The following is a 14,083-nucleotide window of genomic DNA, read 5'->3' as shown; positions in this document are numbered from 1 at the left end:
GGCTGCTACTTCCAGGGCGTCGGCGGCGGAATCTCGCAGACCGGCTCGACGTCGATGCTCTTGAAGTCCGCCGGCGAGACGATCTCCAGGTACTCCATGTCGGGCGAGTAGTCGAACAGGAAGTGCCGGATGCCCGGGCGCTGGTGCACCACGTCGCCGGCCTCGACCAGCGTTTCCTTGTCCTCGTACATGAATCGGGCCCAGCCCTTGACCATGATCACGATCTGGAAGTCCGCTTCGTGGCGGTGCCAGCCGGTGCCCGTTTCCGGTGCCATGTTGGCCTTGACGAGGTGCGCGATCACCTTGCCGTTGGTGGCTTCGGCGATGCCCAGGTCGCGGTAGAGGAAGAAGTCGCGCAAGCCGCCCGAGACGAACTCGGTGTCACCGGGCTTGACGTGGGAGAACTGGGTGGCGGTACGGTCCAGCATGGGGCGCTCCTTCGCGGGGGTGATGTGTGCTGCGCCGCAGCACGCATAAAGCGTTCCCGCGAAGCCGGGCTCAACGCCCCGCGAAACCGTCGGTCGCGCGCACCAGCCGATCGAGGATGCCGGGCTCCGAGTAGGCATGCCCCGCGCCCTCGATCAGGTGGAACTCGGCCTGTGGCCACGCCTTGTGCAGCGCCCAGGCGTAGCGGGCGGGGCAGGGCATGTCGTAGCGGCCGTGCACGATCACGCCGGGAATGCCGTGCAGGCGGTGTGCATCGCGCAGCAACTGGCCTTCTTCGAGCCAGGCGTCGTGCACGAAGTAGTGGTTTTCCAGCCGCGCGAAGGCCAGCGCGAAATGGTCGCCGGCATGCGTTTCGGCAAGCGCCGTGCTCGGCAGCAGGGTGATGGTCTCGCCCTCCCACACGCTCCAGGCGCGCGCCGCTTCGAGGCGTGCCACCGGGTCGTCGCCGGTCAGCCGCTTACGGTAGGCCGAGATCATGTCGCCGCGCTCGGCTTGGGGAATCGGGGCCTGGAACTTCTCCCACTTGTCGGGGAACATCTCCGACACGCCGAACTGGTAGTACCAGTTCAGTTCGGCGCGCGTCACGGTGTAGATGCCGCGCAGCACCAGTTCGCTCACGCGCTCGGGGTGCTTCTGCGCATAGGCGAGGGCGAGCGTGGAGCCCCAGGAGCCGCCGAACACCAGCCAGCTGTCGACACCGGCGCGTTCGCGCAGGCGCTCGATGTCGGCCACCAGGTGCCAGGTGGTGTTGGCCTCCAGGCCCGCGTGCGGTTCCGACAGGCCGCAGCCGCGCTGGTCGAACAGCATCAGGTCGTAGCGCGCCGGATCGAACAGCCGCCTATGGTCGGGCGAGATGCCGCCGCCGGGCCCGCCGTGCAGGAACAACGCCGGCTTGGCGCCGGGCGTGCCCACCCGCTCGTAGCGGATGCGGTGGCCGTCGCCCACGTCGAGCATGCCGGTCTCGTAGGGTTCGATCGGGGGATACAGCTGGCGCAGGTCGGGCATCGATGGTTCTCCTTCGTCGGGTGCCGGTCGGTGGGTCGAAGACGAGCATAGCGTCCGGCGCCCTGTGTCCTGCAAAGGCACCAAGGGGCCTGCTCGCGGCTAAAGTTGTCCGGCAGCAGCCTGGAACGCAAGACCCGCACGGAGGCACCATGAACGTCAGCCGATTCGACGAGGGCCTGGAGCACCGCAATATCCTGCCCTACGACCCCGTGTACGCCGAGGTGTTCGCGCAAGTGCAGCGGCATGTTGAGCAACGCCACAGCGGCGTGGAACTCGTCCACATCGGAAGCACCGCGATCATCGGCTTGCGGGGCAAACCGATGGTGGACATCGCGGCCATCACGAGCAGGGAAGACCTGCGCGCAGAGCAGCAGTCGTTCGAAGCACTCGGGTTTCATCGGCGCGCGGTGTGGGTCGACAGGGACGAGAAACCTTATGTCTGCGCCAGCGTCCGGCACGACGGGCGCGTGTTCAACGTCAACATCCACATCTGCCATCGCGGCGATCCGGTCCACAAGGACTCGCTGGCGTTCATGGAGATCCTCGCGCGTCGTCCGGACCTGCGAAAAAGCTACGAGCAAGCCAAGGACCGCGCGCATGCGATCGATGCGGTCAACCCCGAGATCTACAACCGCGAAAAGGAAGCCGTGATCCGCGAGATTCATGCGCAGATCGAGCGGGCGTCGCGGGGTTGACGCGTCCGCGAGCCTTCCAGATACTCAACCACATGGTTCACTCAACCGCTCATCCGGATTCCGACACCCTCGACGCCGTCTTCGCCGCGCTTTCCGACGCCACGCGCCGCACCGTGCTCGAAACCCTGGGCGAGCGCAGCCTCAGCGTCACCGAACTGGCCGAGCCGCACGGCATGTCGCTCACCGGCTTCATGAAGCACCTGCGCGTGCTCGAAGACGCCGGCCTGATCTCGCGCACGAAAGAGGGCCGCATCGTGCGCTGCGAGCTGTCGCCCCGGCCCATGCAGGAGGCCGCCGTGTGGTTGTCGCGCTATCAGAAATTCTGGACCGGGCGCCTCGACGCCTTGGCCCGCTTTCTCTACCAGCAGGAGGAAACCGAATGGCTAAACCTTCCACCCGAGACAGCGAAGAGCGCCCCGCGCTCACCCTCCGTCGCCACTACCGCGTCGCGCCCGAAAAAGTCTGGCGCGCCTGGACCGATCCGCAAGCGCTGAAGCTCTGGTTCGGGCCGGAAGAAATCGTCGCGGTTCCCGTCGCCGAGGTCGACCTGCGCGTGGGCGGCCGCTTCCGCGTGGTCATGCAGGCCGGCGACGGCGAGACGCACGACGTGAGCGGCATCTATCTCGAGGTGGTGCCCAATCGCAAGCTGGTCTTCAGCTGGGCCTGGCGCAGCACGCCGGAGCGCGAGTCGCGCGTCACCCTGCGCATCGAACCCGATGCCGAAGGCTGCGAACTGGTGCTGCTGCACGAGCAGTTTTTCGACGAGGCCGCGCGCGACGCGCATCACCATGGCTGGAGCGGTGCGCTGGTCAAGCTCGAAAGCTGGGTGCTGCTGACCGCCTGAGAATCATGGAAGGCCCGCGGTAGTGGTCGAAATGAAATGACTGACTGATTTGGGCGCTCGAGCAGGTATCGTCGGGCAAAGAACTGCCTGTCCATTGACCAATGACCGCCGAGAAAAAGCCATTTCGAGATTTCATTCTTGCGAATCCGATCAAGACTTTTGCGACCGCCGTTCTGACGGTTGGCGGGTTGTTTGTCTTGGCCTTTTTCATTCGCATCGGGTTCATGCCGGATGTGGACTTGGCCAGTTCGACGGCGTTGCTATCTGCAGTTGCGTTGGTTGGTCTCGGAACCATCACCGCTTTTGTGTTGATCGCGGTGCTGCCAGGCGTTGCGACTCAGTACGCCCTGCATGCGTCTGGATTGCCTCCGGACAAGGGAACTCTCTCGACCATTGCTGCGGCGGGCGTTATTTTTCCGATTGTGGTCGTCGCTGGTGCCTGGATGTACGGGGAGAAATTCGCATGGTTTTCCAGTTACGCGATCCCGGTATTTTTTACTGTGCCTGTAGTCGCGGTTTTTTGGCGAGTTTTCAATCTAAGCAAAGCTCGTGAAAAATCAGCTCATCTTGCTGAAGCCAAGGTTGACGGAGGCGCCGGGCTCGAGAGCATCTTCCTGCTCAGTTTCAGTGCGTTTGCCTGGATTATTGGCATCTTCATGGCCCTCCAAATAGCACTGCGTTTTTCCGCTGGCAGTGATCATCCTTCGTGGCTGATTCTTGCCATGGTTTCAGTTTGGGTTTTCTTGCTGATCGGGCTGAATATCGCGACGGCCCATTTGTCCATCAAACAGGCGTGGTTCTTCGCTCCGATTGCGGCTTCGGTAATGCTCTTGGTGTTGACGCTGCTCACAGGAAACTTCTTCGAAATCCCAGTAAGTACCATCCGCATACTCGGTTTCGGCGAAATGAAGAACGTAGACCTGTTGGTCAAGGCCGACGTGTGCCGTTCGCTGCCAATGACCTCCTCGAGTGACTTGCGTTGCTCGACCTCTTCATCGGATTCCGTCGGCATCCTCCGGGATGTGACGATCCGCTCCCGAATCGGCGCCCAGATGGTCGTGGAGAGATCGGGAGCAGGCTCTTCCCAAAAAGATGCAAAGCAGCAAGTCACTCGCCTTGTCTTGAAGAAGGACGACGTGGTGATGTGGACCTTTCGGTCCGAAGGCACTTCGGCGCGAAAGTAGTTTGCCGCAGCGCTGACGAAACCCCATACTGGCGGCTCCCACGACGCGATCGATCACCGGAGCCTTCCATGAGCAATGAACTGCGCAAGAAGCTGCACGACCTGGCCGAACTCTGCGACAACGCCCCGGACCCGCAGACCCGAGCCATCATCGAGGCGATCCGGCTCCAGACGGCGGTGCTGAACGAGCGGCTGTTCTCCATCGAGCTGCAACTGGGCGTGCTCACCAAGCGCATGGAAAACACGACCGACTGAGGAGGGCGCCGCTTTGTAGGGATAATCCTCGCCATGAGCGGCAACACCTTCGGAACACTCTTCGCGGTCACCAATTTCGGCGAGTCGCATGGCCCGGCCATCGGCTGCGTCATCGACGGCTGCCCCCCCGGCATGGAACTCAGCGAGGCCGACATCCAGGCCGACCTGGATCGCCGCCGCCCCGGCACCAGCCGCCACGTCACCCAGCGCAACGAGCCCGACGCGGTGCAGATCCTCTCCGGCGTGTACGAGGGCAAGACCACCGGCACGCCCATCGCGCTGCTGATCCAGAACACCGACCAGCGCAGCAAGGACTATGGGCAGATCGCCCAGCAGTTCCGCCCCGGCCACGCCGACTTCACCTACTGGAAGAAATACGGCATCCGCGATCCGCGCGGCGGCGGGCGCTCCTCGGCCCGGCTCACGGCTCCCACGGTGGCAGCCGGCGCGGTCGCCAAGAAGTGGCTGGCCGAGAAGTACGGCATGGTGTTTCGCGGCTGCATGACGCAGATCGGCGAAATCGCCATTCCGTTCGAGAGCTGGGACCACGTGCCCAACAACCCTTTCTTCGCCCCCGTCGCCGACGTGAGCGCGCTGGAAGACTACATGGACCATCTGCGCAAGGCCGGCGATTCGTGCGGCGCGCGCATCCGCGTCACGGCCACCAAGGTGCCCGTGGGCCTGGGCGAGCCGCTGTACGACAAGCTCGACGCCGAGATTGCCTACGCCATGATGGGCCTGAACGCGGTGAAGGCGGTCGAGATCGGCGCCGGCTTCGACAGCGTCGTGCAGCGCGGCACCACGCACGGCGACTCCATCACGCCCACCGGCTTCCTGAGCAACAACGCGGGCGGCATTTTGGGCGGCATCAGTTCCGGGCAAGACCTGGAGGTGAGCATCGCGATCAAGCCCACCAGCTCGATCATCAGCCCGCGCCAGTCCATCGACATCCACAACAACCCGGTCGAGGTCGTCACCAAGGGCCGCCACGACCCGTGCGTGGGCATCCGCGCGACGCCCATTGCCGAATCGCTGCTGGCGCTGGTGGTCATGGAGCATGTGCTGCGCAACCGCGCGCAGTGCGGCGATGTGGAGCAGCAACAGCAGACCGAAGCCTCGTCGCCCAAGGCGTCCTTCCTCTAGTGTCCGCGCCGGCATCCGTGGCCGCCGGGCGCGGCCATCTGCTGGCGTTCGCTGGTCTGTCGGCCAGCTATTTCGCGCACATCGGTTTTTTCAACCCCTACCTGCCGCTGTGGCTCAAGGACCTGGGGCTGCCGATCTTCACCATCAGCCTGCTGGCCTCGGTGCAGTCGATCACGCGTGTCTTCGCGCCCTATGCCTGGGGCGCGCTGAGCGACCACACCGGCCAGCGCGTGAAGCTGCTGCGCTTCAGCGCGGCGGTGGCGCTGGCCAGCTCCTTCGGCCTGTGGTGGCACGGTGGCGCCTGGTGGCTCGCGCTGGTGCTGCTCGTGATGTTCACGCACACCAGTTCGATGATGTCGCTCACCGAGGCCGCGATGGCGCAGCTCGTGGCGGGCGATTGGGGGCGCTACGGGCGCATCCGGCTGTGCGGTTCGGCGGGCTTCCTGCTCACCGTGTTCGTTGCGGGCGAATGGTTCGAGCGCTTCGGCATGAAGCACTTTCCCGCATGGGCCGCCGGCACGCTGGCCATCGTGCTGATCGCGACGATGAAGCTGCCCGACCTGCGCGAGCCGCCCGCCGCGCATGATGCGGTCAAGGCGCCCATCGGGCCGGTGCTGCGCAACCCCGCGGTGCGGTGGTTCTTCGCGGCGCTGTTCTTCCAGGTGATGTCGCACTTCTCGGTGTATGCCTTTTTCTCGCTCTACCTCGACTCCATCGGCTACAGCAAGAGCACCATCGGCCTGCTGTGGGCGCTGTCGGTGGTGGCGGAGATCGTGTGGTTCTTTCTGCAGGGCCGGCTGATCGGGCTGCTGCCGATGCCGCGCTGGATGCTGGTGTGCGGCATCGCCGCCGTCGCGCGGCTGGGCCTCACCGCGGGGCTGGGCGGTTTCGTCGTGGCACTGATCGTGGCGCAGTGGCTGCATGCGTTGAGCTTTGCCGCGCATCACACCACCTGCATCGCGGTGGTGTCGCGCCGCTTCCCCGGCCAGTTGCGCGGGCGGGGGCAGGCGCTGTTCACGGTGATCGGCTATGGCTTCGGCGGCGTGCTGGGCGTGCTGCTCGGCGGCGCGGTGGCGCAGGCCTTCGGTTATCGCACGATGTTCGCCGCGGCGGCTGCGCTGGCGGTACTCGGCAGCTTGTGCGCGTGGCGCGTGATGAAGCTGGAGCGGTTGGAGCGCGCGGGCAGGCCTTGAGGCCCGGGTAACGATGTGTCATGGGCTCTACACGCCCGCGTCACCTCGGATTTTTACGCTGCGCGCTCCGCAATTTCCCTCCGGGTTCACCATGTCCGTTTCCGACGACTCTCGCGGCGCCCGCACGCCGCGCATCTTCTCGCCTGCCGAATCGAACGCTTCTCCGCAGAGCGACAACGACACCACCACCCCGCCGCGCCGCCAGATGCTCAAGCTCGGCGCCTCGCTCCTGACGGTCGGCGGCAGCAGCGCATTGCTCGCGGCTTGCGGCGGTGGCGGCACCGATTCGCTGGTCATCGGCCCGATGCCCGCTTCGCCGCCAGCGCCTGCGCCTGCGCCCGCGCCAGCACCCGCAGCGCCGGCTGCCGAGACGAAGATCTCGAGCTTCGCGCTGGCCGTGATGCCCGACACGCAGTTCTACTCTCGCTATGCCACGGCGGACAACGACCAGTTCAGCAAGCGCTTCGGCAGCACGCCCTTCGCCGCGCAGACGAAGTGGATCGCCGCCAACGCCAAGGCGCTGAACATCCCGTTCGCCATTCACCTGGGTGACGTGGTCGACCAGGTCAGGGTGCCAGGCGAGTGGGTGGTGGCCGATGCCGCCATGAAGATCCTCGAAGATGCAAAGCTGCCATACAGCGTGCTGGCCGGCAACCACGACGTGCTGAGCGACATCGACTACAGCATCGACCGCGTGGGTGGCACCGATGCCGACCGCACGCCCGCCAACGAACCTTACATCCGGACCTTCGGCCCCGACCGCGCGAAGAAACAGGCCACCTTCGGCGCGCGCGACCCGAGCGGCTTCCACGAATACCACGTGTTCGAGGCGCAGGGCCAGAAGTTCATGGTGCTGTCGCTGTCGTGGCGCGTGTCCGACGCGGGCATTGCATGGGCCCGCCAGATGATCGCGAAGAACCCGACGCTGCCCGTGATCCTGGTCAACCACCAGTTGCTCAACATCGGGGCCGATGGCACCAGCCCGCTCGAAACCGACTACGGCAAGATGCTCTGGGACAAGCTGATCCGCGACAACGACCAGATCTTCATGACGCTCAACGGCCACCATCACGGCGCCGCGCATCTCACCAAGATCAACAACTTCGGCCGCAAGGTCGAGGAAATGGTGGTCGACTACCAGATGGCCTACCAGGGTGGCAACGGCCTGATGCGCCTTTACGAGTTCGACCTCACCAACAAGAAGATCAAGGTGCTGTCGTTCTCTCCGTGGGTGCCGCAGAAGCCGGCGGCCACGCTCAACAGCTTCGATCAGGCAGTGCTCAAGACGCCCAACGAAGCCTTCGCAATCGACATGGATTTCGCGCAGCGTTTCGCGGGGTTCAACAAGAGCTTCGGCCCCGGCAGCGCGACGGTTGACGGCTCGCTGATCGAGAAGGCCACAGCGATGATTCTTGCCAACTACAAGGAACCGGCAACGGTCGAGCCACGAAAGGCTGCGAACCCGGAGGACTATCCGAAAGTGGCGAACACGCTGGCGCACTGGCGTTTCTTCGGCGGCACCGTCAACCAGCCGGTACCGACGGAAAGCAGGATCGACGACGTCACCGGCAAGAATCCGTTGTACCGCGACAAGCTGAACCAGGGCGCAGTAACGGGTGCCGCCGAGGGCGATATCGTGTGGAGCGATGACCACCACTACCTCTCGGCCGCACCGGGCTCCGTGCGCTTCCTGAACACCAACAAGAACACGCCGCGCCTGAGCTATTTCCTCACCGACGCAAACGCGCCGATCAATGCGCAGACGCTCGAGAACGGCTACACGGTCGAGGCCTTCATCAAGATCGACAAGAACTGGACCAAGGCCAATCACGAATGGATGAACATCATGACGCGCGATGGCCGCAGCGGTGATCTGCCTGGTTACGCGGGCGACGGAGAGGCGCCGCCGATGCTGTTTGCCATCTCGAGCCTGCGCGAGGTGCAGTGGGAAGTGGTGCCAAGCCCCGCGGGGCCCCAAGCAAAGGCCAACTGGTCGGGCGAGGTAATCGCCGACCGCTGGATTCACATCGCGATCGTCAACGACCCCGTGTCGCACGACACCACGATGTATGTGGAGGGCGCGCCGGTGCTGCGCAACGTGACGAACGCAAAGGGCCTCGCCACGCTCTCGCCCGCATCGCAGTGGGTGGTGGGCGGCGGTTCCTGGAATCTCAAACGGGGCGACGGCTTCTTCGGCAACATCGGCGAGGTGCGCGTGGTGGCTGCAGCGCTTACATCTTCGCAATGGCTCACCGCGCGCAAATCATCCTGAGCTTCCTCGCGTCGCGCTTCGGCTTCGATTTCACCCAAAGAAAAAAAGCCGCGCTGCGCATGCCTACAGGGGCAGCGCAGTACGGCTCGTGATTTGCGGGCTGTGTGCAAGGTGCGGGCATTTGTCGAACCTGCACCTTGCCGTCAAGCCGCAAGATCAGCGCATCAGGCCGATCTGGATATAGCCGGCGGCTGGACCGGCGCGTGCTCCCAACACTGCCGACAGCGTGCCGTCTTGTGAAGCAAAGTAGTTCGCTGAACTCGGACTGGTGAAGACGCGCAGGTTCAAGACCGAGGAACTTGGCGAACTCAGGTTGGCTGTGAAGCCAAAACCCGTCGCATCGCTGCGCGCCTGCAATGTCGTGTAGGTCGTGGCCGTGAAGTCCAGCGTGCCCCAGTTGCCGGCGGTGTCGCCACCGCTCGCCTTGCTGACTGGCCATACTGCCGACTCGGACAATCCGATGCGGAATATCGAGTCATTCGGAGCCTTGAGGTTGGTGCCGGCCGCAAGGTAGACGTTCTTTCCCGCCACGCTAGCCATGTAGAAGGTGCCGGAATCCTGCGGATCTGCCACATTGACAATGTTCCATGCGTCTGGAGCGACGCCTGCGGTGACGTTGTAAGTCAGCAGCGACACGGGAGGGCAAGCCGCGATGGAGGTGATGCCTATTTCGTCGCACAGGTAAAGCATGGTTCCCCCGTTGGCAACCTGCACCTGGCGTATGTTCGAGTCGCGCGTAGCCGCTTGCAGATTGATGCCCATGCGCGTGTACGCGCCGTCGAGCGCCGACTGCGTCGTCACCATTGCACGCGAGGCCACGAAGGGTTGGACCGCATAGGTGCCTGGTACTTTGGCGGCCTGAAACGGGAAACTGCCAACGACGGTGTCGGTGGTGATCCGGAAGCGGGTGTTGATGGCCTTTGCCGTGTTGCGGGCACTCTTGAACAGGTAAGTGCCTGCCTCGGTGGGATCGGAGCTGAACGAGTCCGAGACGGCGGTACCAGCATCGTCCGTCATGACGTACGACATCGTGTCGAAATTGAGCGCCAAGGCCTGCCGGGTTCCATTGCTCGCAAACACTTTGTAGGAGCCATTGCGGGCGTCACCTGCCGAGACTTTGAAGACCGCATCCTTGGTCAGGGCCGCATTGGACGACGCCTTGGCGCTGATCGTGAGCACGCCGGCGGCAGTGGTCGAATTGACGAGTTGAGCCGACCATTTGCCGCTCGAAATGTCCGGGTTGCGCAGGCTGATCGAGCCCGAGGGCGCCGAGCTGCTGGTCCAGTCGGCGCCTGTATTCGGAATCACCGCGACGGTATCGCCAGGCTTTGCCGAATACTGGCCATTGCTGTCGGCGGTGGCACTGTTTCCGTTCACCGTGACGCTGAAACTCAGCGCGGTTGCCGCAATTGGCAGTAGCGGGAGGCCCCCACCGCCTCCGCCCCCACCGCCGCCGCAACCAGCCAAACCTCCGACGAGGACAGCCGCACCGGCCGCCATTGAATACCATTTCATTACCAATTTCCCTCTTATTTGTAGATGCCGCAGCCATCGAAAAAGTGGCTGTCAGCCTACAAATCGTAAGCGGAAAATTAGAAATGTAAGTTCGCCAAGAGGGTGGGGTAATCCTTTAGAAAACGTCGCCCTCGCTTTGGGCTGCTATTTCTTTTTCTTGCTGCCCGCCGCACCCGACTTGCCGTTCTCTTTCTCGAACAACGCGAAATACTCCGAAGCCAGCTTCCTCAAAGACCGCCCGATGTTCGCGTAGTCGTATTCGTTGAGATTGGCCAGCGACACGCGCCCCGACGCATGCTTGCCGCCGAAGCCGCGGCCGGGCAGCAGCACGATGCTGGTTTCCTCGGCGATGCGGAACAGCGCTTCGTTCGGCTGCAGCTTGGTCACGATCCACTTGCCGAAGCGCTCGCCATGCATCTGCGTGGCGATGTCCTGCAGGTCGAGCAGGTGGTAGTAGCTCACCGAGTTCGGGTCGATCTCCAGCGGCAGGCCGAGTTCGCGGTACAGCGCCTCCTTGCGGCGCTTGACGATGTGCTTCATCGACTTCTTGTACGCCTCGGGCTCGTCCATCAGGCAGAACAGGGAGAACATCACCATCTGCGCCTGCACCGGCGTCGAGAGGCCGGCGGTGTGGTTCAGCGCCACGGTGCGGCTGTCGGCCACGAGCCGGTCGATGAACTTCAGCTTGCGCGGCTCGGTGGTGATGGAGCTGTAGCGCGCGTCGAGTTCCTTGCGCCGGGCCTCGGGCAGGGCGGCGATCTTGCGGTCGAGCACGTTGTCTTCGTGCGTGGCCACCACGCCCATGCGCCAGCCGGTGGCGCCGAAGTACTTCGAGAACGAATACACGAGGATGGTGTTCTGCGGGCAGATCGCGAACAGCGACAGGAAGTTGTCCGCGAAGGTGCCGTACACGTCGTCCGTGAGGATGATGAGGTCGGGCCGCTGCTTCACGATGTCGGCGATGTAGCCCAGCACCTCGTCGCTGATCTTCACCGACGGCGGGTTGCTCGGGTTGCACAGGAAGAAGGCCTTGACCTTCGGGTCCAGCAGCTTCTGCAGCTCTTTCTTGGTGAACTGCCAGTTGTTCTCGGGCGGCGCGTCGATCAGCGCCTCGATCAACTGGTAGTCGTTCAGGTGCGGGATCTCGATGTACGGCGTGAAGATCGGCATGCCCAGCGCGATGGTGTCGCCGGGCTGCAGCAGGTGGTTCTCGCGCAGGCTGTTGAACAGGTAAGTCATGGCTGCGGTGCCGCCTTCCACCGCATACATGTCGAACTTGCCCACGAAGGGGTGGGTGCCGATCATTTCCTTGTGGATGTACTGGCCCACGATGATCTCGCTCAGGCGCAGCATGCGGTCGGGCACCGGGTAGTTGCAGCCGAGGATGGCCTCGCACATCTCGTAGATGAAGTCGCCGGCCGACAGGCCGAGCTGGTCGCGCACATAAGACACGGCCGCCTCGATGAAGCGCACGCCCGGTTCGCCCGCGTGGGCCTTGGCGAAGATCTCGAAGCGCGACTCGATGCCTTCGCGCTGCGGGAAGCCGCCCACGCCTTCCATGTAGATGTAGGAGCGCTCGCTCTCGGTCATGGCGAACAGGCCGAACTGGAAGAAGCCGTGGCGCGGCGTGGTGGCCAGGAAGTTCGGGTTGCCGCGGCCGGCATTGAGCATCAGGCGGTCGCTCTGGCGGGCCACCTCGATCAGTGCATCCTTGAGTTCGAAGGGGCTCAGTCCGCCGAGTTTCTTTACGTCGCTGAAATCCATATGTAGCTCCTGGTTGAGATGAGGGGTGAAAAAAGCAAGAAGACGCGTGTGGCCGCCGCGCTCAGACGAGCGCGACGATCAGCGGGCCGAGCAGCGTGAGGAACACGTTGGCCAACGCATAGGTGATGGCGAAGGGCACCGTGGGAATGGAGTTCTCCGCCTTGTCCAGCACTTCGCCGAAGGCCGGGTTGGCGCTGCGCGAGCCGCTCAGCGCGCCCGCGAAGACGGCCGTGTTGTCGTAGCGCAGCACGTAGCGGCCGAACAGCATGGTCAGCAGCATCGGCACGATGGTCACGACCACGCCCACGCCGAAGATCGTCAGGCCCAGCTGCTTGATGGTTTGCACCGCCTGCAGCCCCGAAGACAGACCCACCACGACCACGAAGCCCGCCAGGCCCAGGTCCTTGAGAAGCTGCACCGCGCTCGGCGGCAGCGCGCCGAAGGTCTGCTTCTTCGCGCGATACCAGCCGAACAGCAGGCCCGCCAGCAGCGCGCCGCCGCCGGCGCCCAGCGTCAGCGGGATGTTGCCGATCTTCACGCTCAAGAGGCCCACCAGCAGGCCGACCACGAGACCCGCGCCGAGGTAGACGAAGTCGGTCTTGGCGCTCGGCACGATCACGTCGCCGACGATGGCGGCCACGCGCTTCACGTCCTGTTCGGCGCCGAAGATCGACACCAGGTCGCCGGCCTGCACCACGGTGTCGGGCTTCATGGGCAGCACCTTGCCCATGCGGCTGAGCTGAACCACGAAGATGCCGTGGCGCACGCCGCCGGCGGTGGCCTTGCGGATTACGTCGACGGTCTTGCCTTCGAACTCCTTGTTGGTCAGCACGATCTCGCGCTTCTGCATGGTGAGCTCCATGCCGTCGACCGCGTACACCTCCTTGCCCAGCAGCGGCGCGTTTGCCACCACCGCGTCGCGGCGGCCCACGGCCAGCACGATGTCGCCCTGGCGCAGCACCAGCTCCGGGCTCACCTCGACGAACTTGCCGTCGCGCTTGACGCGCTCGATGGTGATGGTGGTGGCCGGGTTGGCGTTCTCGATGTCGGCCACCGTCCGCTTCGGGTCGCTCGTCAGCTCGTAGATGCGGCCGACCAGCGAGGGCGCCGCTTCTTCCTGGTCGGGGCCCAGCACCTTCACGCCGGCCTGCATGGCGGTCTCGGCCGCGATGGCGTCGTCGCGGATGGTGCGGCCCATGAGCTTGGGCAGGATGTTGACGCACACGATGATGGCGCCGAAGGAGCCGAACACATAGGTCACGGCATAGCCGATGGCCACGTTGCCCTGCAGCCGCGCGGTCTCGGCCGCTTCCAGCCCGAGCTTGCCGATGGCGTCGCCCGCCGTGCCGATGATGGCCGACTGCGTGAGCCCGCCCGCCGCCACGCCCGCCGCCAGGCCCTTGTCGAGCCCGAACAGCTTGGCCATGACCACCACCGTCGCCAGGCCGGTGGCCGCCATCACCGCGGCCAGGATGATCTCCTTGATCGACTGCCTGCCCAGCGAGCTGAAGAACTGCGGCCCGCTCTCGAAGCCCACGGCGTAGATGAAGAGCGCGAACAGCACCGCCTTCACGCCGCCGTCCACCTGCACGCCGACCTGGCTTACCACTACCGCCACCAGCAGCGAGCCGGCCACGCCGCCCAGCTGGAACTTGCCGAACTTGATCTTGCCGATCCAGTAGCCGACCGCCAGCGAAAGAAAGAGCGCCATCTCTGGCGACTTCTTGAAGAGTTCATGTAGCCATTCCATGGGTCAAGGTCCTTTCA

At 64.3% G+C, this 14,083-nt stretch carries 13 protein-coding genes; 8 read left to right on the top strand and 5 right to left on the bottom strand.

Features of this window, described 5'->3' with window-relative positions; all coding sequences use genetic code 11:
* Nucleotides 1-5 precede the first annotated feature (5 nt).
* Both L3V85_RS23070 and pip read right to left on the bottom strand, forming a co-directional pair.
* Nucleotides 6-428 carry a cupin domain-containing protein gene (locus L3V85_RS23070; protein WP_081267020.1) on the bottom strand — a complete coding sequence of 141 codons (423 nt, stop codon included), beginning with the start codon at nucleotides 426-428 and terminating at the stop codon, nucleotides 6-8.
* Nucleotides 429-498: 70 nt separating this feature from the next.
* The gene (gene pip, locus L3V85_RS23065) at nucleotides 499-1,452 is read right to left on the bottom strand and encodes a prolyl aminopeptidase (RefSeq protein WP_237675022.1); all 954 of its coding nucleotides are present in this window, start codon (nucleotides 1,450-1,452) and stop codon (nucleotides 499-501) included.
* A 149-nt stretch (nucleotides 1,453-1,601) separates the two neighbouring features.
* Between pip and L3V85_RS23060 the strand changes: the two genes are divergently transcribed.
* The 8 genes from L3V85_RS23060 (at nucleotide 1,602) to L3V85_RS23025 (ending at nucleotide 9,037) form a co-directional block, all read left to right on the top strand.
* Nucleotides 1,602-2,147: a GrpB family protein gene (locus tag L3V85_RS23060; RefSeq protein WP_237675021.1), complete on the top strand. Its 546-nt coding sequence runs from the start codon at nucleotides 1,602-1,604 to the stop codon at nucleotides 2,145-2,147.
* 32 nt (nucleotides 2,148-2,179) lie between these two features.
* Nucleotides 2,180-2,641 carry an ArsR/SmtB family transcription factor gene (locus L3V85_RS23055; protein ID WP_237675020.1) on the top strand — a complete coding sequence of 154 codons (462 nt, stop codon included), beginning with the start codon at nucleotides 2,180-2,182 and terminating at the stop codon, nucleotides 2,639-2,641.
* Nucleotides 2,527-2,991, top strand: a complete 465-nt coding sequence (locus L3V85_RS23050) for an SRPBCC family protein (RefSeq protein WP_237675019.1) — start codon at nucleotides 2,527-2,529, stop codon at nucleotides 2,989-2,991. Before L3V85_RS23055 ends, L3V85_RS23050 begins: the two co-directional genes overlap by 115 nt.
* A 101-nt stretch (nucleotides 2,992-3,092) precedes the next feature.
* Entirely contained in the window at nucleotides 3,093-4,175 is a 1,083-nt protein-coding gene (locus L3V85_RS23045; protein WP_237675018.1) for a hypothetical protein, read from the top strand.
* A 68-nt stretch (nucleotides 4,176-4,243) separates the two neighbouring features.
* Complete coding sequence (locus L3V85_RS23040) at nucleotides 4,244-4,429, top strand: hypothetical protein (RefSeq protein WP_237675017.1); 186 nt, start codon at nucleotides 4,244-4,246, stop codon at nucleotides 4,427-4,429.
* Between the two features lie 33 nt (nucleotides 4,430-4,462).
* Nucleotides 4,463-5,572 carry a chorismate synthase gene (aroC, locus tag L3V85_RS23035; RefSeq protein WP_237675016.1) on the top strand — a complete coding sequence of 370 codons (1,110 nt, stop codon included), beginning with the start codon at nucleotides 4,463-4,465 and terminating at the stop codon, nucleotides 5,570-5,572.
* On the top strand, nucleotides 5,572-6,765 hold the full coding sequence (locus L3V85_RS23030; protein WP_237675015.1) for an MFS transporter: 1,194 nt from the start codon (nucleotides 5,572-5,574) through the stop codon (nucleotides 6,763-6,765). The genes aroC and L3V85_RS23030 overlap by 1 nt, the downstream gene beginning before the upstream one ends.
* 91 nt (nucleotides 6,766-6,856) lie before the next feature.
* Entirely contained in the window at nucleotides 6,857-9,037 is a 2,181-nt protein-coding gene (locus L3V85_RS23025) for a LamG-like jellyroll fold domain-containing protein (RefSeq protein ID WP_237675014.1), read from the top strand.
* A gap of 156 nt (nucleotides 9,038-9,193) precedes the next feature.
* Here L3V85_RS23025 and L3V85_RS23020 read toward each other — a convergent pair whose 3' ends face one another.
* The 3 genes from L3V85_RS23020 to aspT form a co-directional block, all read right to left on the bottom strand.
* A complete protein-coding gene (locus tag L3V85_RS23020; protein WP_237675013.1) occupies nucleotides 9,194-10,552 on the bottom strand; it encodes a hypothetical protein in 1,359 nt (452 codons plus the stop codon).
* A 144-nt stretch (nucleotides 10,553-10,696) separates the two neighbouring features.
* Entirely contained in the window at nucleotides 10,697-12,316 is a 1,620-nt protein-coding gene (locus L3V85_RS23015) for a bifunctional aspartate transaminase/aspartate 4-decarboxylase (protein WP_237675012.1), read from the bottom strand.
* 61 nt (nucleotides 12,317-12,377) lie between these two features.
* Nucleotides 12,378-14,066 (bottom strand): aspartate-alanine antiporter, encoded by a 1,689-nt coding sequence (gene aspT / locus L3V85_RS23010; protein ID WP_237675011.1) that lies wholly within the window; start codon nucleotides 14,064-14,066, stop codon nucleotides 12,378-12,380.
* Nucleotides 14,067-14,083 lie beyond the last annotated feature (17 nt).

The organism is Variovorax paradoxus (genome assembly GCF_022009635.1).
In the GTDB taxonomy this organism is placed as follows: Bacteria; Pseudomonadota; Gammaproteobacteria; order Burkholderiales; family Burkholderiaceae_C; genus Variovorax.
This window is presented reverse-complemented; position numbering and strand designations above follow the sequence as displayed.